Origin of the sequence: Bacillus sp. S3 (assembly GCF_005154805.1) — a bacterium.
Classification (GTDB): Bacteria; Bacillota; Bacilli; order Bacillales; family Cytobacillaceae; genus Neobacillus.
In genome coordinates this window covers 4,531,252-4,552,003 of the sequence record NZ_CP039727.1, presented here as the reverse complement: position 1 = coordinate 4,552,003, position 20,752 = coordinate 4,531,252, and the positions used below count along the sequence as shown (strand labels likewise).

Here is a 20,752-nt window from a genome sequence, read left to right as displayed (position 1 = left end):
GAAGAATAAGGAACCGTCCACTTACTTCCCTTTTAAAAAAAATCAAACCGTTTAGTAAAATGCTTCGTTTACTTCAGTGAGAAGCAAAAATACTTTTAAGGAGAGTTATGAGATGAAAATGAGAAGTGTTTTGGTGGCAGTTCTAGTGTTTCTTTTAATACTTCCAGCTGCGATTTTTGCTGCTGGTAATGAAGGCAGTCCGAAAGGGGATGAAAGCGGTTTTGACAGCCACATTACGAATAACGCCCTCGCGGTAAGCCCGGATGAAAAGACTGGAGTTGTCTCAGATAGCCGTGAGAACTCAATCCTCGTCTTTGACATTAAAAAAGGCACTTTGCAGAAAAAGATTGACGGCTTTGTCACTCCAAGGAATATTGTGTTCATAGACGGTGGATCACAGTTTGTCGTCTCGGACAGTACGCTTGGCACCTTACGATTTTACAATACAAAAACACTGAAACTAGCAGATGAGGTTGTTGTTGGCCCTGGAGCATTTGGAACTGCAGTTAGTCCTGATGGAGGTACGATGTATGTAAACAACCAGGCCCACAGTTCAGTAACGGTCGTAGATCTTGGAAGCCATAAGCCTACTGCCGTGATTACTGGTTTTGCCCAGCCCCGACAAGGGATTGTCGTATCTCACGACGGGAAATATGTATTCGTTACGAATTTTAAAGGCGACAAGGTATCAGTGGTCGATGCTGCTGCGAAGAGTATCGTTCGTGAAATCACTGGATTTTCAATGATTCGTGGGATATCTGTGAGTGCAGATGGAAGTACGTTGTATGCGGCAAACAGCGGTCGTGACAGTATTTCTGTGGTTGATATCCCTCGTGGTGAGATTGTCAGTGAGATAAAGGTTGGCCGGGAACCGTACGGGGCCGCCCTGTCACCTGATGGCAAACTGCTTTTCGCAAGCAACAAAGCGGACAATACAATCAATATGATTAACGTTTCAGATAACCAAATCACCGGGACTATTAAAGGATTTCTAGAGCCGCGGCAAGCAATTGTCTTCAGTCAAGATTCAGCACGGGCTTATGTTCTTAATCGTGATCTTTCCATTTCCCTTGTCGATGTGAATAGCGGTACAATCGTCGATAAGATAAGCGCCGACCGTTCATACAAGGTTCAGGAGTTAGAATCCGCCGAAGTCGGAAAATATTTGGCGGACAAGGAAGGAATGACCCTTTATTATTTTACCAAGGATACACAAGGAGTCAGCAATTGTTCCGGAAAATGCCTTGAAATATGGCCGCCTTTTTATGCAGAAAATATAAAAGCTACGGGGGGATTTCATAAAAAAGATTTTGGAACAATTACAAGGGGGGATGGACAGAAGCAAACAACGTATAAAGGGTACCCTCTTTATTATTTTGTGAAGGATCAGCAGGCAGGAGATCTAAATGGACAAGGTGTAAATAATATCTGGTATGTTGTGGGCAAGGATTTTTAAATAAGGGAGCTCAATTGTTATCACCCCTGACATTGGGGGTAGATCCATCTGGAGAAAATTTCTATAAACAAAGGTGTTCAGTATCTGAAACTGAACACCTTTGTTTATTGCTTTTGCCTTTCACCCTAAATGATTTGTTTGGAATCAGCAGAAATATTTCCTCCTTAGATGGTTCCCATTACCTTTTGACCTTGGGGTTGTGTATTGTTTGGATTCGGTTCTAGGGTGATCCCAATGCCGTCAAACGAGTAGTTCTTTGGCAGACGATAGGTGATTAGGCCGTTGCCGTTCAGGTCAGGCTTTAGCGTACCAGCATTTTCACGATTTCCATTCTTCAGCAGCCACACTTGGTATACCTCATCGTCCTTCGTACTTGGCATATTATTTAATTCAATGACAAGGACAGTGCCGCTGCCTTCTTGAAGAAGATAAGCATTGCCTTTAGCTAATTCGGCTGTATCCTGCCCCTTTAAATCAAATGTCCTGACAATTTGCGCATGTGTGGCAGCATGATTTTCTAATACTGTGATCGAGTCCCTTAACTGCAGGTTATTCCATAACAGTCCAAATAGCCCGAGGACTAAAACAGCCATGATGCCCGCAGACAATGGGGAGAATTGTTTAGAGAAGAATCCCTTCCATTTTTCGAGATAATGAGGTTTTGCCGATTCGGCTGCCTGTACCTCCGATGGTTCTTTATTTTCTTGAAATATAAAATCCATGACTTCAGCTTTTAATGATGTAGGGACGTCCACCTCTTCGAAATCAAAAGAAAGCATCTGCCACGACTCCTTTAAGGTAGTTACTTCATTCTGACAATGATTACACGTTTTAAGATGGTGTTCGAATTGTGCTCTTTCATGTTCGGAAAGTTCATCGATAACATAGGACGACAGGTTTTCGCATTTATTTTCCATGCTGAAACCCTCCTGTTTCTTCTCTAAAATAAATTCGCAGTTTTTTCAAGGTTTGATGCAGCCGGCTTTTCATCGTACCGAGTGGTGTTTGTTCCAGTTCGGCAATCTCACGTAAGGAATAGCCTTCCCAATATAATAAATGGATGAGGCGCAGCTGCGGCTCTGAAAGATGTGGTTTGGCTGCCTGGATTTGTTGTTTTAGTAGATTTCTTGAAACCTGTTGCGGTACATCTTCTGTTTCCTGATCCTGCATTTGTCCCCATTCGCTTGATTCAAGCTGCACCAACCCTGGCTGTTTTTGTTCCTTTCGAAACAGGTCAATAGCAATATTACGGTTAATCGTAAGAATCCAATTTACAAATTTCCCTTGTTTCGAGCTGTAGGTTCGTTTCGTCGTCCAAAGCCTGAGAAATACCTGTTGAACTATTTCTTTTGCTTTTTCCCGGTCCCCTTTAACCATTTTAAACGAAAAGCTGTAGACAAGGTTAACATAGCGATCATACAGCTCTTCCAGTGCTGGCCGGTGATTTTTGACAATTAACGCCATCAGTTCCTCGTCCGTTTTCGTTTTCACTGCTAAGTTCTCTCCCTTAATTTTACTAGTTTTCTAAATTATAAATGATGGTATGAGAAAAAGAACTGCCAAAAGGGGCAGTTCTTCATGAGCATTATGGTTCAAAAAGTGGTTTCATTGTTTACGATAAACCAAATCTCTTTTACTCCTTGTCCGTTTACATCACCGGAAACTTGATCTTTGACAAAGTAATAAAGCGGGTAGCCTTTATAAGTTGTTTGTTTTTCACCTGTATCCGCCCTGGTGATCGAACCGAAGTCTTCCTTGTTAAATCCTTCAGGAACGTCAAAGTTTTCTTCATAAAAGGATGGCCAGTTTTGCAGGCACTCCCCGCTGCAGTTGGAGGTATTCGGTTTATCATTTTTGAAATAATACAGTGCCTTCCCGTCAGCATCGGCAAGGTATTTGCCAGCTTTTTCATTCTCTAGCAGCTTTAAAGCCGATTTTGGTTCGCTTGTCGCTTCCTCTGCTTCTTTAGAGGCATTTTCCGTTTGCTCACTGGTTTGCTGCTTCTCCGCATTTTCCTTTGAATTGCATCCAGATAGAAGTACGCCTGTTAAAAGTAAGACAAATAACCAACTCCATTTTTTCAAAAAAACTCCTCCTTCAATTGTTCTTCTCAATTAAGGTAACGAAGGAAGGGGGAGAACGGTTCGATAAGAAATGAAAATACTTTGGAGAAAAGCTACGGACATTTTTCTAACTGTCAGCGCAAATTTCGCTTTATGGAATCCCCATTAATATACTTTGATTAATTGACTAATCAGATAAGTAAATTCCTTCACCGCTTCATCGGGTGTAAATTTAGAACGATTATTAAACAGGGTAATTAACATGCCTTTCCACATTAAAATCGTGGTTCGTAACAAATAATCAATGTTTTCTTCAGAAATATAGCCTTCCTCTGCCAGGCCTTGGACAATTTTGTAGTTACGTTTGTACAAATCATGCTCTAACACAATGATTTTAATTTCTTCCGGTAGTTTGACTAAATCATTATGGTAGAGGTCATAATATCGATCAATTAAAAGGTTCGGATCTGTTCCTAAATCTGAGATAAAGATGGCATGAAAGATTTGTGGATTTTCAAAAGAGTGTTTACAAAAGCATTCCCACGTATTGATATAGCGATCCACAGCATTTTTTGCCGCAAGCATGACGCCGGATAAATCTTCATTATATTCATTGAGAAAGCGCATGGAGGCAAAGAAGATCAAGTGTGACAGTTCATCGAAATAATTGTAGATGGTTGAACTTGTGTAGCCTGCAATATCACCAATTTTCCTAGCGGTAACCTTTTCTATTCCTTCATTTTCAATAATGCTCGCAGTTGCATCTATAAAAAAATTATACATTCTGATCGTTTGCATTTCTTTTCTGCTACTCACACGTACCCACTCCGTTCCGGCTTAACCTATTTTCTCTTGTAAGTATAACAAGAACAGGAGTCTATTTGTAAATAAACTCCCACTCTGTTGATAGATTTCTACGGTTGATTCAGTAATGGGGGCGCTTGATTACTTCTTAAAGTCCTTCATCATAGGCTACCGCATCTATTTCTATTAATATATCTTTTTGGAAGGCGCCTATTTGGACGGTCGTTCGAACGGGTTTAGCCTGATGATTGATTAAAGTTACATAGACTTCATTGAATTCATCTAATTGATTAATGTCACGCACAAAAGCAGATAGTTTTATAATCGAATGTAAACTGCCACCAGCCGATTTCAGCGCTTTTTCAAGGTTATCAAATGCTAAACGTACTTGTTCTTTAAACGTATTGCCGAGACGGCCATCATGATCCGTTCCTAATTGCCCGCAGGTCCAGATCAGGCTATTATATTTAACAGCTTGGCTATAAGGAAAAGGGGCATCTCCGTCAAGCGGAAAATAGACTGGTTTGTTCACTTTTGTATCTGTGCTCATACAATTCTCCTTTTATCTGCATTTTCGGTTGCTTGATTACTAAGTTCTTTTAAGATCCGATTTGCGGCAATTTCACCGGTTTCAATTGCTGTATCTGTATAGAAAGTTCCTAAAAAATCACCCGCTAAATGGACCCTTCCCGATGGACGAGTAAGATGCTGCTGCACTTTTCCTCTTCCAGGGAAGCAATAAGCCAAGCCCAATGGCCATTTTTGTATATGTGCTTCTACGACATGTTTACTAAAGTTAGGGAAGATTTCATCTAAATCTCGTAAATATATATTTTTGATCTCTTCCTCGGATTTATTAATTAATTTTTTCGCCAATGTGGCTGGCGAAAAGGTCATGAAACTGCTGCCTTGTTTTCGCTGTGTCTCTTTGCTCCTCACGATATTGGACATATTAAAGGCGACATTAAATGACCGTTTTGGAGTGGCAATCGCGTATGCATCATCCCATACTTGTTTTCCTGTCTCATTTGTAAGGAATGCAGCGCTTACATATGGTCCATAGACGATTTTGCCCAAAGCTTCTTTCATTTCGTCATCAATATCCACAGCAATCTTCTTTGTGATTGGGGCAGGGGATGTAATCACCACATATCTTGCCTCTTCCTCGAAGGTCTTTCCGTCTTTTGAATAAATGACAACAACAGAATCCTTCTTATGGTAGACTTTTTCGACCTTTGCCCCAAGGGATACGCGCCCGTCGAGGAGTTCCGTGATTTTTTCCGCTAGCACAGAAGGACCGCCGATTATATTCCGGGATAATCCTTCAGAATCACTTTTACTCCAGACAAGATTAAAATACCCTACACCCGCTCCTGCTGAAACGTCTTCCGGATCACCTGCAGAACGGCTAACAGTTGGTCTAAAAAGGGCGTCAGCGTCATCGGGTAACTTTCCGACAAAATCAGTGAAGCTTTGATCATTCATGAAATCATAGACACGCTGCTGCAATGTCCAATAATCTTCATTTGGTTTTCGAGTTACCATCTCGCCATATTTACCAACAGCACCCATGACCTTCATACCAGCCTTCATTAATGCGAAGCGAGATTTCCAGGACATCGGAACACGGAATGGATAGGTTTCCACGCGTCCTTTTAATAGCAGCTTTCCATTCATCGCTAAACCTGTTAATGTTCCTGGTACAGGCTCTGCCGCTACCTCCACATCCTTTAGTAATCTGCCAGTTGCGGAGCTTGGTCCTGCATATACATGGCCGCCCCAATTTAGCCAATAAGGCCCGCGTTTTTCCGAACGAATTCGGCCGCCAACACGATCGTTGGATTCTAATACAAGGATATTTTGTTCACGCAAGCGCCAGGCAGCAGACAATCCGGCAATGCCGGCACCAATAATGATTGCATCTTTCATGGATAAAACCTCCAAATAGGGAATTATGTTCACCTTATGAACGTGTTCGTGAATAAAAGATAACACACAAAAAACAAGATAGCAATAAGGTTGCTAAATTTTCGCAAAATTTTAAATTATTGTGTTTACAAAGAAAGCGTTTTCTACTATCATAGGAATATGTTAATTATATGAACGTGTTCATAAAAAGGAGGAATGATTATGGGGAAAATGTCAAAGGTAGATCGATTTCAGTGGCGCGTTACAGCGATAGCTTCAGGTGGTTACATCTTAGATGGCTATATATTAGGGATCATCGGACCTGTATTAGGCTTGATGAATAAAGAATTTACCTTAACTGCGGTAGATAATGGTTTGCTGGCAAGTTCCATTTTGGTCGGAATTCTATTGGGGGCAATGGTATTCGGATATGTGACCGATTTGGTGGGCCGTCACAAGTTGATGGTGATAGACTTAATTGCTTTTATTACCATTTCTGTGCTTCAATTTTTTGTTAGTAGTCCGGAACAATTAATTATTCTTCGCTTTTTAATGGGGATTGCGATTGGAGCAGATTATGCGATTGCCTCCCCATTGGTAGCTGAGTTTGCTAGTAAAAAGAACCGCGGTCCGATGTTAGCTTCTGTTTTAACCTCATTTTATATTGGTTATTTAGGTGCTGTTGTTGTCAGTATGTTTATGGTAAACCTCGGCGCTGACTCATGGAGATATATGTTGATTTCAAGTGCTGTCCCAGCGCTGCTGATTTTTATTATGAGACTTGGTATGCCAGAATCGCCTAGATGGCTCATTAGTAAAGGGCGAATAGAAGAAGCAAAGAAAATTATGGCGGATTATTTAGATGAACATTTAGATGTTTCGAAAATCAATCTGGAAGTACCGAAAACAAAATACAGCACTATTTTTAATAAAAATTACCGAAAGAGAACGGCGTTTGCTGCGATTTTTTGGGCATGTCAAGTGGCCCCATATTTTGCGATTTTTAGCTTTGCCCCAACCGTTCTTGAAGGGTTAAAAATTAAAGATCCTCTCATAGGAGAATTAGTATTAAACTTCCTTGTATTAGGAGGAGCGATTCTAGGCTGTTTGATTATAAATAAAGTAACGAGACGGAAATTGGTGATTATCCCATTTGTAATTGCGATTGTTCCCTTTTTAATGCTGGGGTTTTTCCCGGATATGAATAGTACGCTAGTCATCATATGGTTTAGTGTTTATGCAATCGCCTACTCGATTTCGAGTATCTTGCAATCAGTATACCCTCCAGAAATGTTTCCAACTGAGATTCGGGCCACCGCAATGGGCTTTGCAAGTGGCGGCAGCCGTGTCGGTGCTGCAATTGGAACGTTCTTGTTGCCGATTGGAATTGCTAATATTGGGATGGGGCCAACGATGTTATTTGGTGCCGGAGTTTGTTTAATAGGTGCAATCGTTTCTTTCCTTTGGGCGCCTGAAACCGGCCATCTGACCATCGATGAGGCAAGTTTATCGGATATTAAGATTGATGAATTAAAAGCAAGCAACGATTTTTCAGCCCCTGTTGCACGACGTAGAGTCTAAGGGGATTGGAGCCGGGCATGACCACCATGCCTGGCTTTTATTAATTTTAGGGGAATAGAGGAGTTAGTGCGGCGAGTGATAGGAGGAGCATGATAGGGAAATGGTAGTGTTTGTTAAATATCTAGTCTGTCCAAACGTGATGAAACCCGCGTGGGTAACCATTTATTCCAAGCGGGCTTCAAATTCTTATGTTCGCTCCTTCATCCTTTCTGGAAGGGTCTGGATCGATTGCACCACTAAATCCAGTTTCGATTCAATACGGTAAAGCAAATAAAGAGTGACAACGATCGGGAATCCTACCTGACTGATGATGGGAATGAGCTGATCCACTTTGTTCACCTCCTTCCATGTTTTTTTGAAGAGGGGTTACGGTAAATAATGCCAGTTTGTTAAGGTCGCTCACCACTTTTCATCTTTATATAGCTAAAAGGAGGTAAAGTAAGACAGGATTGATGAAAAATAATTCGTTGCACTATTTCGAATTCCGTGATAACCTTGTTGCGGTATTATTTTGATTGGGGTGAGGGGAATTGAACAGCAAGGCTTTTATCATGGCATCCATCACGGTTATTATTTGGGGATCAACCTTTGCCGCAATCCGGGTAGGCTTACAAGGAGGCTATTCCGCGGGCCACTTAATTCTCAGCCGTTATTTGATTGCATCGGCTATTTTTGCTGTGTATGCGTTATGGCCGGGGGTGAAATTTCGACTGCCGAAAAAAGAGGACCTGCTGCGCATATCCATTCTTGGCTGGGTCGGCATCAGCATCTATCATATTGGGGTAACGTTCGGTGAACAAACCGTGTCGGCGGCGACTGCCGGGATGCTTGTATCATCTGCACCTATTTTTACCGCCCTTATTTCCGTATTTATTTTAAAAGAACGAATGGGTTTGTTTGGCTGGATCGGATTAGCGTTAGGGTTTATCGGTATTGCCATTATTACAGTCGGATCAGCAGGCCCGTCCTTACAATTATCGAAAGGTGCATTTTTAGTGCTCATGTCCGCTGTGGCCACATCGGTTTTGTTTGCTTATCAAAAACCGCTTTTGAGCCGCTATTCATCGATTGAATTAACAGCCTATTTCACGTGGGTCGGAATGCTGCCATTTTTTATTTTTTCACCGGGGCTCATTTCAGATATCCAACATGCGACCATGGAGGCTAATTTATCTGCCCTGTATATTGGTATTTTTCCAACGGCCATCGGCTATGTAACATGGGCGCTGGCACTCTCTTCCGGAAAGGCAAGCTCCGTTACGAGCATGTTATATATCGAACCAGTATTTGCTATCTTGGCAGCCGGAATCTGGCTAAATGAATGGCCAACACTGCTTTCAATTAATGGCGGAGCGATTGCGATTGCCGGAGTCATTGTTGTCAATTTGCTAGGGTCGAAGCAGCTGATCCCGCGGAAGAAAGAGCATAAGGTGGAAATAACCTAATCGCGAGGATGCTGGTGAAAAAGTGTAACTTACTAGAATTAACAAATAGAACCAAGGAGCTTCCTTTGGTTCTATTTGGTTTTTCTGAAAATGGTTGATGTCGTCAATTGTGCTTAGCGATTACCAGAATTATTTAACCGATAAATTTCATGAAGAAGGCTGTCTCCAATTATTAGAGACAGCCTCCTTTTTTAGCATGGTAATAATAGAAAGGTAGGATAGATAATTTTAGTTATGATCTTCCTATTCTATGGTTGTCGAGTGAGTAATGTGGGATTTTTTGTAAAATAGTAGGGCTTTAGAATTGTTTATACCTCAAAATATCGTTTTCCTAGAATGGCATGATATTTTGCATTTTTCGTCTTTTTTTCTTTAATAATGAGAAGGTTCTCCTTCGCATCTTCCGGTCAATAAATGGGTAAGCCATTAATGGTAATCCTGGAATGAATGATAGGGTGACAAGTGCCAGCCAATAACTTTTCCCAGCAAGGAAAAAGATAACGGAAGCAGGCAAGAGTGGATAAAATAATCCTACTCGAATAGATGTTTTATACTTTCCAGGTTTTTCGGCATTCACTTTAAACGATGAATTGATTTTCTGCCCGTTTGATAGAAATTCATTAGTATGGCTGAGGGTAACTTGAGCATCGTTTGTTGATATGGCACATACTAAAGGGAAAATTCCCCCGTTGGCAATCTCTGATAATGGTTTTGTAACCTCATCGCCAACCTTCAGCACTCCAACATTGGAGCCCATTAAAACGCCTTGGCTTTGTTTTGAAACTTCGTATACTAGGTTTACTTTTTGACTAGAAGCAAGCATGGTTCCCCCAACGATGATCGATAAGGTTAGTCCTCCTAAGAAATAGATAAGCTCTAATTCCAGGCTCTTTTTTTTATTTCTGCGTTTTTTTCCTGGCTTTAATTCGCCAATTGCTATGAATATAGCGAGAATAACTGCGATAACTGGAAGTGTATATGGATTGTTGTGATATTTTTCCATCCACAGTGACAAGTATCCAATCTTGGGAATGACGATTGGTTTCTCTCCTACCGTCCATGCCCTGCCGGTAATCCAAGCTCGTTTTATGGGACCAGTGTCACTTGACTCCTGATCTGAAAACTCATTTGCATCTCCCTTGGTAATAAAGCCATTTTTATCATTTCCGCTTATAACCCGATGGGCAATCCAGCCTTTTGAAGCCAAGTCCCCTGCCTCTGTTTTAAAAAAAACGATATCCTTCTGATGGACTGTTACATTCTTATTCAAATTTTCTAGGATGACCATGTCTCCACGTTCCCAAACAGGAACCATACTGTTTGACCGGATAACAGTCAGTAAGAAGGGCTTTTTCGTAATAGCTGTTCCAACTGCAGCACAGATTGTACTCAGAATGATCGCAGCTAGGATTACATTTACGATCTTAATAAATAACTTCATAGAATGATTCCCCCCTAACCTTATTCTATTGATTATTGAAGGAAGAATAAGCCCTCTTAGGTAGAATTCATCTGGTACCAAAGTATACCTTCCCTATACGAAAGGAGGATAGGGGGAGTAGACAAAGGATTTTTAAAATGAACACTTAAGAGTGACGATTCCATTGCCAAAGCCTCCTATACTTGAATTATCACCAAATCGGCAATATGCCGAAAAAATAAGAGGAGGAGATTTTTGATGAAAATGAAAAAAGGGTTGTTAATGGTAGTATTCCTGCTGGCGATTTCCAGCGTGATGGCTGCAATGTCTTACAACAAGGCGACTGTTACAAATGCTTCTCAATTGAAAGTGGTTAATACGGATCAGGCATTGGTCACGCTTCAAGCCGATGCACCATGGAGCTGGGAAAATAATATTGGTGCGAAGGATAATACTGTGGTAATGAAGAATGGCGAACTGTTCTTCCAATTTGGTAAAGGAATCAATGGAGGAACGGGTGCAGCTGAATTCCACGGGCTCCAGCCTAATAGTGAATACCAATGGGATCATTTATTCACGATTCGCAACAAATCTGCTGAAACAGTTAAACTTACTGTTCGCGCAACAGGTGCGTATGCAAAATATATGACTTTTGGAACTGCCCATAACCCAAGATCCGGTAATGCGCCAACTTGGGGTGATAAAGGACAACCATATGTATTTGATAATGTAACAAAAGAAACAAGCTCCGGAATGCAAAATATCCGAAGTGTGGCAGTGAAAATCAGTCTTCCAAGCGGAGTTGCCATTTCACCTGACGCATTATTAGGCTCAATTGTTGTTGAATCTGAAGCAAAATAAAGTTAGCGAACGAAAAAGGAAGAATGGTGATATCTCTCTATTCTTCCTTTTTTTTCATTTTTTTAGAATTGCCCTATAAAAGTAGTGAAAACGACAATAATCTCATTGAATATACATAATTAGAACAAAAAGGGCTTCATCGTTTGACAATATATTCCTGAATACCTAGATATAATAGACTATGAAATATACTCGTAATCATGGAAACTGTGAAATACGTCCTGTATCTGGGCACCTGGGACGTATTGAGTTAGTGGTGCAACCGGCCAGATTAAATTGGATGAACCCGTCCAGTTTAATCTGGCTTTTATTATGTTTCTGGAGGGATTATCGTGAAAATAGTCGTTTCATTCGTTGCGATTTTTATCGCTCTCTCATTCCTTTTATCCCATACCAACAGTTATTCTACGGCGCAAATTCAGAATAAGGCAACGTTAGCGATTGATTCAGAGGAACGGGCTCTAATAGCTATTTCTTATGGACAAGAAGGGCAGATATCCATCACCAATCATACGGGGAAAAGAGTCGAAATCGATGGGATTGAATTAATGGGGAATCCACCTATTACCATAATAAATTTCGAAAAAACCAATTCTATCATTATTAATCCGGGTGAAAAAAAGAACCTGAATAGTATGAATGATTTTTCGGAAATAGCAGGGGAGATGATCCAAATTAACGTTCATTGGAATGGTGGAAGCGCGAAAATAAAGTCAACAATCCCGACTCAGAATGAATAAGAAAAGGTGTGAGGAAAATTGAAAAAAAATTTGTACAAGAGAAGGCGTAAGACACTTGTTATTACTCTGCTGCCATTTTTTATTCTATCAAGTGCCTTGTCTGTGTATTCTTTATTACAGCCAACAACCATCACCAATCAGCTAAATGGGAACAAGCTGCAAATGTTGACCAACTACGATTTTAAGGCGGAGATTAGACCCAATATTCTATACCCCGATGGAGGGACAATAGATGTTGGTCCTACCATCTTTAAGAAAATAACCACAGCTATCCCTGTTCGTTTGAAATCGACGATCACTGCCGAAAATTCAGTTGTCGCTGAGGGAACCCATGAAGTTCAATTAGTGATCAAAGCAGGCAGTCTTTGGGAGCGATCATTCCCATTGGAACAAAAACAAGATTTTAAACAAGAGGGAACAAAAATAGCATTGATTGACAACGATTATAAAATTGACCTGCAAAGTGTGCAATCATTTATTACACAGGTTGAAGATGAGACGGGAATTCACTCTGACCAGTATGTATTAGAAGTGATACCGGCTATTAATGGAAAGATTCTTTATAATGGAGTAGAACGAACGATTCAAATACAAGATGCGCTTGCCTTCCAATACTCCTTTGATGAAATAAGTTTATCAGGTGAAAAAACCTTTACAACCAGTGCTCCTTTTCTCACTGAGGCACAGACGATTACAAACCCGTTGAAAATTGCAGGATTTGAGCTGCCGCTTCAATCTGTTCGAATTAGCAGCAGTCTTCTCTCCATCCTTTTACTAATCTTTTTGGCTGTAACTTCTAAAGGCTGGCTGCTTCGACGCCAATCGAAACACTCTGCATCACAAACAGATAGAATTAACAAAAAGTATAGAAATAGAGTAATCCCAGTATCTCAGAAAATAAACATCTCCCAGAAGTCCATCTTTATTCTTGACTCCTTTCAATCCGTCATAAAGATTTCTGACGAAAAAGAACTTCCTATCTTTTTCTACAAGGATCATCAGAATAAAAGCGGGACCTATTTTATAGTTGATGGGGATTATTTGTACAGCTATGAAACCAGTAACACCGATCTCGTATCCGTGGCGAAAAGTGAAATGGAAAGTGAGCAAATCTATGCAAGACGGTAATCATTTTTTTCATTTCATTAGCAAGAGGCCATCGAACAACGTAAGTCTATTGTTTTTATATCGTTATATTTCACTTTTGGTAACTTCTGTATTTTATTTAGTTGGGCCGCAATCACCTTTCATTTTTAAAGTTGTGGTGGTCGTATCATTAACTGTCGCCGCCTGGATTATCACTGATTTACAAAGAAAGTATCTAGGAAACCATGCTATTCTTCAATCAACAGTAATAGTTGAAACGATTGGAATGACATTGCTGCTGATTCCTACCGGAGGGGTTTCAAGTCCATTTATATGGTATGCTCTGAATCCGGTTCTTGTGGCAGCCAGCTTTTTAACACCATTATTTTGTTGGGGATCATTAACTTTTTATCTTGGCAGTGCAACATTCATTGCGTATTATCTATTTCATTTTGACAACTTGGCAGGAATTTTGGAAGGAAAATCCGACTTTTACCTGGTGTGTTTTCTCACAATCCTGCTTGCAAGGCTATTTTCAGGATTAACGAAGGAATTAGATTCAAAAGCTTTCTTATTACAAAAACAACAGGATGAACTGTTACAGGTAAATACTATCCTCACTGATACCAATGAAAAATATCAGCAAACATTAGAACAGATCATGTCACTGTATCATTTAATGGAGACTTTTGCTTCAAAGAAGAACTCTAATAAGGCCGCTGAAGAAATCATTGCATCCATCATGAAATGCCTCCAAGGTGAGGCTGCATTTTTCTGGTTAACCAATACACTCCTTAAGACGGGCTATATGGAAAACACAACGAATAATGTTGGGCTCGAAACGGATCTTAAGGGAGAATGGAACCATATCCGTGGGAAAAGAGAGCCATTTATCGGCAGGATTAAAGATGATTTGTATTGGATGAAGATTATTAGAACCTCCAACAATGTCGGGGTACTAGGGGTGAGGGTCAATAACACAAATAATGATGAACAGACATTCTTGTTATATCGTCCTTTTGATTTCTTAGCAGAGCTCAGTGAAATTATGCTTGAAAGAATCTATATGGATCAGATGATGGAACAAATGCTTGTGATTGAGGAACAAAATCGAATTGCCAATGAGATTCATGATAGTGTAGCACAAAGGTTATTTGGAATTGTATGTTCACTGCATAGTTTAAAGGTAAAAGGGAGTAATATGTCCACTGAAGAATTGAATTCGGAATATCAATTCCTTTCAGAGTCGGCAGCTAATTCAATGAAGGAACTTCGTTCAGCTATTTATCGCTTAAGCTCTGTAAAAAGGGGAGATAAGCCATTTTTGATTCGTCTGAAAAAGTATTTGGAGGAATTCGCTAAGCTGAACAATGTGAAAGTGGATTATCAACTAACCGGTGATGAGGCCAACATTTCCGACAAAGTAAAGCAGGCACTTTATCGAATTATTTGTGAGGCCTGTGGAAATGCCGTTCGCCATGGGGGAGCTAATGCTATTGAATTAAGATTATCTCTTTTGGAAGAAAAGACGAGTTTAGCCATACAAGATGACGGAATTGGCATCCATACATATCATAATGATGACAAAAGAGAAAAAGGGATTGGCCTTTTGAATATGAAAAATATTGTTAGCTCTTTTGATGGGAATTTTACCATTGAAGGGATTCAGGGCAAAGGGACAGAAGTGAAAATTGACATTCCAGTAGTAAAAATGCTAAGGAAGCAAGAGGTGGCGGGGTAATGAACGTGGTTATTGTTGATGATCATCCGCTTGTTCGCAGAGGATTAACGTCCATCCTTTCGTTGGACGGATCTATGAGGGTACTTGGTGAGGCAACAAATTCAAAAGAAGCAATGGAACTTCTTCAAGCCACTAAACCCGATTTGGCATTAGTCGATCTTCGTTTAGCAGATGAATCTGGTTTGGAGCTTATATCGGAAGCCATTCGACAGGGGTCTACATGTAAATTTGTTGTGCTGACTTCTTCTACAGAGGAGGAAGACTTTAAGCGTGCAAAGGAAACTGGGGTGGACGGTTATGTATTAAAAGAAGCCTTACCGGAAGAGCTAATCCATGCATTAAAAATTATTAGCAAAGGGCGCAAATATTATGATCCAGGTGTATTTGACATGCTGATGAAAACTAATGAGCATCGGGAAAAGGTAAGCGATTTCGACGTGTTAACTCCAAAAGAAAGAGAAGTACTCATTGAACTTGGCAGGGGGCTATCAAATAAAGAAATTTCGCAAACTTTATTTGTTACAGAATTCACTGTAAAAAAACATGTAAGTCAAATATTAGCAAAGCTTGAGCTTGCAGACAGAACACAGGCTGCGTTGTATGCAAACGTAAAAGGGCTGGTCAAGTATGTCATACATTAACCAGTTGAACGGTTCCTAATAGAATTAAAACGATAGAACCAAGGGGCTTCCTTTGGTTCTATTTGGTTTACCTGAAAATGGACAACCCTAGCTTCATCAGTGACGCGGTGCGAATAACATCACTGTCACACCGACTAAACAGATCCCTGCACCGACCCAATCATATAAATCTGGAGTTTTTTTATCTATTCCCCAGCCCCATAAAACAGATAGAAAGATAAATACCCCTCCATAGGCGGCATAAACTCTGCCGAATGATGGAAACGCTTGGAAGGTAGCAATAACACCGTATAATGCTAATGTTAGTCCTCCAAAGAGACCCCAATAAGATGGCTTTCCTTCTCTTAACCATAACCAAATGAGATAGCCGCCGCCAATTTCGGCTATTCCTGCAAGTATAAACAAAACAATTGCTTTAAAAATAGAAAACACTCCTTAAATCTTTTTTCTGTATCGATATTATACCGTATCGTTGTTAAACAATCCGGCCATATTAACTTTACCGTGTCCGAAAAGTAGAGTCGTTTTTCTTATGCTTGACTATTTCAAAAATACCGACTATAATTTAGTAAATTTTCAAACTAAAAGCGTTGAAGAGGGAAAGTACGATTCAGTTATTTTTTAAAGAGAGCTTCGGTTGCTGAAAAGAAGCAAAAATACGAATCCGAACAATGGCCTCAGAGCTGCGTGCTGAAACAATCCGTTCCGATTGGAGTAGGTTCCGACGAGATTTGGTACTCGTTATCCATACCACAGTATATAGAGCAGCATTCATGCTCGCGTACTTGCAGAGGCTGTTTTGTGTGAGCAAACAGTAAATTAAGGTGGTACCACGTGGATCTAAACCACGTCCTTATCTATTTTTTCTAATAATAGATAGGGGCGTGGTTTTTTTATTTTTTTCAAATGGAACCCAAGCAAACATTTAAAAGACTGGAGGAAAATATAATGAATAACAATCTCGTGTTGCAAACTGATTTTGGTACAAGTGATGGTGCTGTTAGTGCGATGTACGGTGTGGCGATTTCCGTTAATCCGGCGATCCGGATTTTCGATTTAACTCATGACATTCCCCAGTATCATATTTGGGAAGGGTCCTACCGCTTATATCAGACGGTTTCTTACTGGCCGGAAGGAACGGTGTTTGTTTCCGTTGTCGATCCGGGTGTTGGTTCGGAGCGTAGAAGTATTGCCGTGAAAACGGATTTAGGTCAATATATTATTACTCCGGATAATGGGACGCTGACCCATATTAAAAACTGCATTGGCATTCAAGAGGCGAGAATCATTGATGAGACGGTCAACCGCCTGCCGCATTCCGGGGAATCCTATACATTCCATGGCCGTGATGTCTATGCCTATACTGGGGCAAGGCTCGCATCCAACCACATTACGTTTGAACAAGTGGGTCCGGAGGTGCCGGTGGATTCACTTATCGAGCTGCCAAAGGCGGAGCCGAGTATTACCAACCAAATACTCACAGGCCATATCGACATCCTTGATATTCGCTTCGGGAATCTATGGACAAATATTGACCGCGTGTTGTTTAAAGATTTCTCGGCAGAATATGGCGATTCCTTTGAAGTGACGATTGAAAATGATACCCGCCAGGTTTATAAAAATATTATGACCTATGGCCGGACCTTTGCTGATATTCATTTAGGCGAGCCGCTGTTATATGTGAATTCGCTCGATAAAATTGGCGTGGCGATTAATCAAGGTTCTTTTGCTAAGGCGTACCATATTGAAACAGGGGCTTCCTGGAAAATATCTATTCGCAAAATACCAAAAATTGTTTACAATTAATTTAATAAAATACATCTTTTGGGGGTTGAGGAAGTGAAAGGGAATCAGTTATCTATTAAAACCATCGTGGCGATTGGGATTGGATCAGCTGTATTTGTCATTTTAGGGAGATTCGCGGTTATTCCAACCGGGGTGCCCAATACGAATTTTGACACATCGTACGGCTTTTTAGCATTAATGGCTGTGATCTTCGGACCAGTTGCCGGCGGCTTGATTGGCTTAATCGGCCATGCCTTAAAGGATTTCATTTTCTACGGCTCGCCGTGGTGGAGCTGGGTGGTCGTCTCTGGAATCGTCGGGTTCTTAATCGGCCTTGTTTCCAAGAAAATCGATATCGAATCAGGCGTAGTTACAGCGAAAAAAATCATTTTGTTTAACTTCACGCAAATTATCGTTCAGGCAATCGGCTGGTTCGCGATTGCGCCAAGCTTGGATGTCCTCATTTATGCCGAGCCTGTGAATAAGGTTTATCTGCAAGGTCTTGTCGCCGGCGGGTTAAACATGGCAACCGTCGCAATTCTTGGCACCTTGCTGCTCAGCATCTATGCAAAAAGCCGGAGCCAAAGCGGCAGTTTGACGAAGGATGTTTAATGAGGAGAAGGAGAAGTATTTTCTTAAAAAGAAGAGCACTGTTTTACTAGGAGAAATGATATGAAAAAGCCGGTTATTCAATTCGAAAACTATAGCTTTCAATACCGCAGTCAGACGGAACCGACGCTGCATGGGGTCAACCTGACGATCTATGAAGGGGAAAAGGTTCTCATCGTGGGTCTATCCGGTTCGGGGAAAAGTACACTCGGCCATTGTCTCAATGGCCTTGTTCCCTTTTCTTATAAAGGCAAGGTGTCAGGTACGTTGAACATCAGCGGTGAAAATGTGCAGAAGTTGGACATTTTCTCGCTGTCGAAAAAAGTTGGTACCGTCCTTCAGGACCCCGATGGACAATTTATCGGGCTAACGGTTGCCGAGGATATCGCTTTTGCCCTCGAAAACGATGCCGCCCCGCAAACACAGATGATTGATAAAGTAGCGGAAATCTCAAAAATGGTCGAAATGGAAGGGTATTTAGACTCCTCGCTGCACCATCTTTCCGGGGGGCAAAAACAGCGGGTCTCACTCGCTGGCGTTATGGTCGACGATGTCGAGATCCTTTTGTTTGATGAACCACTGGCCAACCTTGATCCGGCCACAGGAAAATATGCCATTGAGCTGATCGACCGAATCCACGAGGAAACGAACAAAACGGTCGTTATCATCGAGCACCGCTTGGAGGATGTCCTGCACCGCCCGGTTGACCGTATCATTGTCATTGATGACGGCAGAATTATCAGTGACATTCCTCCGGATGAACTTTTAGCTTCCCCCATTTTAGAGCAATGCTTCATCCGTGAGCCGCTTTATGTGAAAGCCGCCAAATATGCCGGCTGTACGATTACACCGGAAATGCGGCCGGCTCATCCTGATACCTTCGCAGTTGAAAGCTGCAAAGACCAATTCATCGACTGGTTTACGAATGCCGAGCACCCTGATCCGCAAGTGAAAAAAGAGCCGGTTTTGGAGTTGAAAGAGATTCATTTTGGTTACACACCGGGGCAGCGAACAATTCAAGATCTTTCTTTTTCGATTGCAAAAGGGGAAATGGTCAGCATTGTTGGTAAAAATGGCGCCGGGAAGTCGACACTGTCGAAACTGATTTGCGGGTTTGAGAAGCCGAGCTCCGGTACCATCTATTTTCGCGGCCGGGATATCAGCAGCGATACGATTAAAGAGCGCGCTGGGAGGATTGGCATGGTGATGCAAAATCCGAATCAGATGATTTCAAAGCAGATGATTTACGATGAAGTGGCGCTTGGCTTGGTGATCCGCGGTGTGCCGGAAGCAGAGATCAAGGAACGGGTCTTAAAGACGCTGAAAATTTGCGGCTTGTATCCGTACCGTAACTGGCCGATTTCGGCGTTAAGCTTCGGGCAGAAAAAGCGGGTCACGATTGCTTCTATTTTAGTACTGGAGCCGGAGGTCATCATTCTCGACGAACCGACCGCGGGCCAGGATTTCCGGCACTATACTGAAATCATGGAGTTTTTGGTGGAGTTGAACCGCCAAGGGGTAACGATTATCATGGTTACCCATGATATGCACCTCATGCTCGAATACACGCCGCGGGCAATTGTTATTGCCGGCGGGCGGAAAATCGCTGATGACACGGCGGTCAATGTTCTCGCGGATTCCCGGGTCATTAGCGAGGCAAATTTAAAGGAAACCTCCTTATTTGCACTGGCCGAGCGGGCGGGAATCACCGACCCGAAGCAGTTTGTCGATCGGTTTATCGCCTATGATCGCGAGGTGAGACAAAAGTGGCAGTAGAAATGCTTTCCTATATAGAGCGTGAATCGCCGGTCCATCGGCTGACGGGTGTCACCAAGCTGGTGTGCTTTATGATTTGGTCGTCCATCGCGATGCTGACGTATGATACGCGCGTGTTGCTTTTTCTTTTCTTATTTAGTATCTATGTGTTTATCGTTTCGAAGGTTAGGTTGAAGGAAGTAGCCTTTGTCCTGCTATTTATTTTGTTTTTTTTGCTCATTAATAATCTTGCAATCTATGCTTTTTCGCCGCAAGAAGGTGTGGCAATTTATGGGACAAGCCATATACTGCTTGATCTTGATAGCGGGCGCTATTCGCTGACGCTTGAGCAGCTGTTCTATCAATTTAATGTGACCCTAAAGTATTTCACAGTCATTCCGGCGGCGCTGCTGTTTATCGTCACAACTAATCCGAGTGAATTTGCCGCATCATTAAACCGGATTGGGATCAGCTACCGCATTTCGTACGCTGTCGCGCTGGCGCTGCGCTACATTCCCGATGTTCAACGCGATTTTCGGACGATCTCGCTCTCCCAGCAAGCCCGCGGGATTGATATGTCGCGCAAAGAAAAGCTGCCGAAGCGGATCAAGAATGCCGCATCGATCATTATCCCGCTCATCCTGTCCAGTCTCGATAAGATTGAGATCATTAGCAATGCAATGGAGCTGCGCGGTTTTGGAAAAAACAAAAAGCGCACCTGGTACAGGTCGCGCCCCTTTCAAACGATCGACATCATTACAATCAGCTTTTTTGTTGTTATGCTAGTGGTATCGTTAATAGTGACCTTTCATGACGGCAATCGGTTTTATAATCCTTTTTGAAGCAGGGGGACCGGT

At 41.6% G+C, this 20,752-nt stretch carries 21 protein-coding genes, 1 riboswitch and 1 other annotated feature; of the genes, 12 read left to right on the top strand and 9 right to left on the bottom strand.

Features of this window, described 5'->3' with window-relative positions; genetic code table 11:
• Window positions 1–112: 112 nt before the first annotated feature.
• The gene (locus FAY30_RS21965; RefSeq protein ID WP_149871866.1) at window positions 113–1,456 is read left to right on the top strand and encodes a beta-propeller fold lactonase family protein; all 1,344 of its coding nucleotides are present in this window, start codon (window positions 113–115) and stop codon (window positions 1,454–1,456) included.
• 164 nt (window positions 1,457–1,620) lie between these two features.
• Here the strand turns inward: FAY30_RS21965 and FAY30_RS21960 are convergent, their stop codons facing one another.
• The 6 genes from FAY30_RS21960 to FAY30_RS21935 form a co-directional block, all read right to left on the bottom strand.
• Window positions 1,621–2,373 carry an anti-sigma factor gene (locus FAY30_RS21960; RefSeq protein WP_149871865.1) on the bottom strand — a complete coding sequence of 251 codons (753 nt, stop codon included), beginning with the start codon at window positions 2,371–2,373 and terminating at the stop codon, window positions 1,621–1,623.
• Window positions 2,363–2,947: an RNA polymerase sigma factor gene (locus tag FAY30_RS21955; protein WP_149871864.1), complete on the bottom strand. Its 585-nt coding sequence runs from the start codon at window positions 2,945–2,947 to the stop codon at window positions 2,363–2,365. Before FAY30_RS21955 ends, FAY30_RS21960 begins: the two co-directional genes overlap by 11 nt.
• Before the next feature lie 101 nt (window positions 2,948–3,048).
• The gene (locus tag FAY30_RS21950; RefSeq protein WP_149871863.1) at window positions 3,049–3,540 is read right to left on the bottom strand and encodes a hypothetical protein; all 492 of its coding nucleotides are present in this window, start codon (window positions 3,538–3,540) and stop codon (window positions 3,049–3,051) included.
• 144 nt (window positions 3,541–3,684) lie between these two features.
• On the bottom strand, window positions 3,685–4,335 hold the full coding sequence (locus FAY30_RS21945) for a TetR family transcriptional regulator (RefSeq protein ID WP_149871862.1): 651 nt from the start codon (window positions 4,333–4,335) through the stop codon (window positions 3,685–3,687).
• Window positions 4,336–4,471: 136 nt separating this feature from the next.
• Entirely contained in the window at window positions 4,472–4,873 is a 402-nt protein-coding gene (locus FAY30_RS21940) for a RidA family protein (protein ID WP_149871861.1), read from the bottom strand.
• Entirely contained in the window at window positions 4,870–6,252 is a 1,383-nt protein-coding gene (locus FAY30_RS21935) for an NAD(P)/FAD-dependent oxidoreductase (protein ID WP_149871860.1), read from the bottom strand. The genes FAY30_RS21940 and FAY30_RS21935 overlap by 4 nt, the downstream gene beginning before the upstream one ends.
• A gap of 201 nt (window positions 6,253–6,453) precedes the next feature.
• Between FAY30_RS21935 and FAY30_RS21930 the strand changes: the two genes are divergently transcribed.
• Window positions 6,454–7,812 carry an MFS transporter gene (locus FAY30_RS21930; protein WP_190284728.1) on the top strand — a complete coding sequence of 453 codons (1,359 nt, stop codon included), beginning with the start codon at window positions 6,454–6,456 and terminating at the stop codon, window positions 7,810–7,812.
• Between the two features lie 186 nt (window positions 7,813–7,998).
• Here the strand turns inward: FAY30_RS21930 and FAY30_RS21925 are convergent, their stop codons facing one another.
• Entirely contained in the window at window positions 7,999–8,142 is a 144-nt protein-coding gene (locus tag FAY30_RS21925; protein ID WP_149871858.1) for a YvrJ family protein, read from the bottom strand.
• A gap of 200 nt (window positions 8,143–8,342) precedes the next feature.
• Here FAY30_RS21925 and FAY30_RS21920 point away from each other — a divergent pair, with 200 nt between their 5' ends.
• Window positions 8,343–9,257 carry a DMT family transporter gene (locus tag FAY30_RS21920; protein ID WP_149871857.1) on the top strand — a complete coding sequence of 305 codons (915 nt, stop codon included), beginning with the start codon at window positions 8,343–8,345 and terminating at the stop codon, window positions 9,255–9,257.
• Window positions 9,258–9,588: 331 nt separating this feature from the next.
• Here FAY30_RS21920 and FAY30_RS21915 read toward each other — a convergent pair whose 3' ends face one another.
• Window positions 9,589–10,698, bottom strand: coding sequence for a signal peptidase I (locus FAY30_RS21915; RefSeq protein ID WP_149871856.1), 1,110 nt, complete (start codon window positions 10,696–10,698; stop codon window positions 9,589–9,591).
• Between the two features lie 237 nt (window positions 10,699–10,935).
• Between FAY30_RS21915 and FAY30_RS21910 the strand changes: the two genes are divergently transcribed.
• The 5 genes from FAY30_RS21910 to FAY30_RS21890 all read left to right on the top strand — a co-directional run bounded on the left by FAY30_RS21910 (window position 10,936) and on the right by FAY30_RS21890 (window position 15,746).
• Window positions 10,936–11,538 (top strand): hypothetical protein, encoded by a 603-nt coding sequence (locus FAY30_RS21910; RefSeq protein ID WP_149871855.1) that lies wholly within the window; start codon window positions 10,936–10,938, stop codon window positions 11,536–11,538.
• A 193-nt stretch (window positions 11,539–11,731) separates the two neighbouring features.
• Window positions 11,732–11,814: riboswitch (cyclic di-GMP riboswitch) on the top strand.
• Between the two features lie 56 nt (window positions 11,815–11,870).
• Window positions 11,871–12,278 carry a hypothetical protein gene (locus FAY30_RS21905; RefSeq protein ID WP_149871854.1) on the top strand — a complete coding sequence of 136 codons (408 nt, stop codon included), beginning with the start codon at window positions 11,871–11,873 and terminating at the stop codon, window positions 12,276–12,278.
• Window positions 12,279–12,296: 18 nt separating this feature from the next.
• On the top strand, window positions 12,297–13,406 hold the full coding sequence (locus FAY30_RS21900; RefSeq protein WP_149871853.1) for a DUF5305 family protein: 1,110 nt from the start codon (window positions 12,297–12,299) through the stop codon (window positions 13,404–13,406).
• Window positions 13,381–15,105 (top strand): sensor histidine kinase, encoded by a 1,725-nt coding sequence (locus FAY30_RS21895; protein WP_190284727.1) that lies wholly within the window; start codon window positions 13,381–13,383, stop codon window positions 15,103–15,105. Before FAY30_RS21900 ends, FAY30_RS21895 begins: the two co-directional genes overlap by 26 nt.
• A complete protein-coding gene (locus tag FAY30_RS21890; protein ID WP_149871851.1) occupies window positions 15,105–15,746 on the top strand; it encodes a response regulator transcription factor in 642 nt (213 codons plus the stop codon). Before FAY30_RS21895 ends, FAY30_RS21890 begins: the two co-directional genes overlap by 1 nt.
• Window positions 15,747–15,842: 96 nt before the next feature.
• Here FAY30_RS21890 and FAY30_RS21885 read toward each other — a convergent pair whose 3' ends face one another.
• Entirely contained in the window at window positions 15,843–16,169 is a 327-nt protein-coding gene (locus FAY30_RS21885; protein ID WP_149872819.1) for a YnfA family protein, read from the bottom strand.
• 158 nt (window positions 16,170–16,327) lie between these two features.
• Window positions 16,328–16,604, top strand: a binding site (T-box leader).
• Between the two features lie 90 nt (window positions 16,605–16,694).
• Between FAY30_RS21885 and FAY30_RS21880 the strand changes: the two genes are divergently transcribed.
• The 4 genes from FAY30_RS21880 to FAY30_RS21865 are packed head-to-tail and all read left to right on the top strand — an operon-like array spanning window position 16,695 to window position 20,737.
• Window positions 16,695–17,552, top strand: a complete 858-nt coding sequence (locus FAY30_RS21880) for an SAM hydrolase/SAM-dependent halogenase family protein (RefSeq protein WP_149871850.1) — start codon at window positions 16,695–16,697, stop codon at window positions 17,550–17,552.
• A gap of 33 nt (window positions 17,553–17,585) precedes the next feature.
• Window positions 17,586–18,143 (top strand): ECF-type riboflavin transporter substrate-binding protein, encoded by a 558-nt coding sequence (locus FAY30_RS21875; protein WP_149871849.1) that lies wholly within the window; start codon window positions 17,586–17,588, stop codon window positions 18,141–18,143.
• Between the two features lie 60 nt (window positions 18,144–18,203).
• Window positions 18,204–19,916 carry an ABC transporter ATP-binding protein gene (locus tag FAY30_RS21870; RefSeq protein ID WP_149871848.1) on the top strand — a complete coding sequence of 571 codons (1,713 nt, stop codon included), beginning with the start codon at window positions 18,204–18,206 and terminating at the stop codon, window positions 19,914–19,916.
• Window positions 19,907–20,737, top strand: coding sequence for an energy-coupling factor transporter transmembrane component T family protein (locus tag FAY30_RS21865; RefSeq protein ID WP_149871847.1), 831 nt, complete (start codon window positions 19,907–19,909; stop codon window positions 20,735–20,737). Before FAY30_RS21870 ends, FAY30_RS21865 begins: the two co-directional genes overlap by 10 nt.
• The last annotated feature ends 15 nt before the right edge of the window (window positions 20,738–20,752 follow it).

What these genes read in the sequence shown, in the direction of transcription:
- FAY30_RS21965 (WP_149871866.1), top strand. Translation starts at nt 113, where the DNA reads ATGAAAATGAGAAGTGTTTTGGTGGCAGTTCTAGTGTTTCTTTTAATA.
- FAY30_RS21960 (WP_149871865.1), bottom strand. Translation starts at nt 2,373, where the DNA reads ATGGAAAATAAATGCGAAAACCTGTCGTCCTATGTTATCGATGAACTT.
- FAY30_RS21940 (WP_149871861.1), bottom strand. Translation starts at nt 4,873, where the DNA reads ATGAGCACAGATACAAAAGTGAACAAACCAGTCTATTTTCCGCTTGAC.
- FAY30_RS21935 (WP_149871860.1), bottom strand. Translation starts at nt 6,252, where the DNA reads ATGAAAGATGCAATCATTATTGGTGCCGGCATTGCCGGATTGTCTGCT.
- FAY30_RS21930 (WP_190284728.1), top strand. Translation starts at nt 6,454, where the DNA reads ATGGGGAAAATGTCAAAGGTAGATCGATTTCAGTGGCGCGTTACAGCG.
- FAY30_RS21915 (WP_149871856.1), bottom strand. Translation starts at nt 10,698, where the DNA reads ATGAAGTTATTTATTAAGATCGTAAATGTAATCCTAGCTGCGATCATT.
- FAY30_RS21910 (WP_149871855.1), top strand. Translation starts at nt 10,936, where the DNA reads ATGAAAATGAAAAAAGGGTTGTTAATGGTAGTATTCCTGCTGGCGATT.
- FAY30_RS21890 (WP_149871851.1), top strand. Translation starts at nt 15,105, where the DNA reads ATGAACGTGGTTATTGTTGATGATCATCCGCTTGTTCGCAGAGGATTA.
- FAY30_RS21880 (WP_149871850.1), top strand. Translation starts at nt 16,695, where the DNA reads ATGAATAACAATCTCGTGTTGCAAACTGATTTTGGTACAAGTGATGGT.
- FAY30_RS21870 (WP_149871848.1), top strand. Translation starts at nt 18,204, where the DNA reads ATGAAAAAGCCGGTTATTCAATTCGAAAACTATAGCTTTCAATACCGC.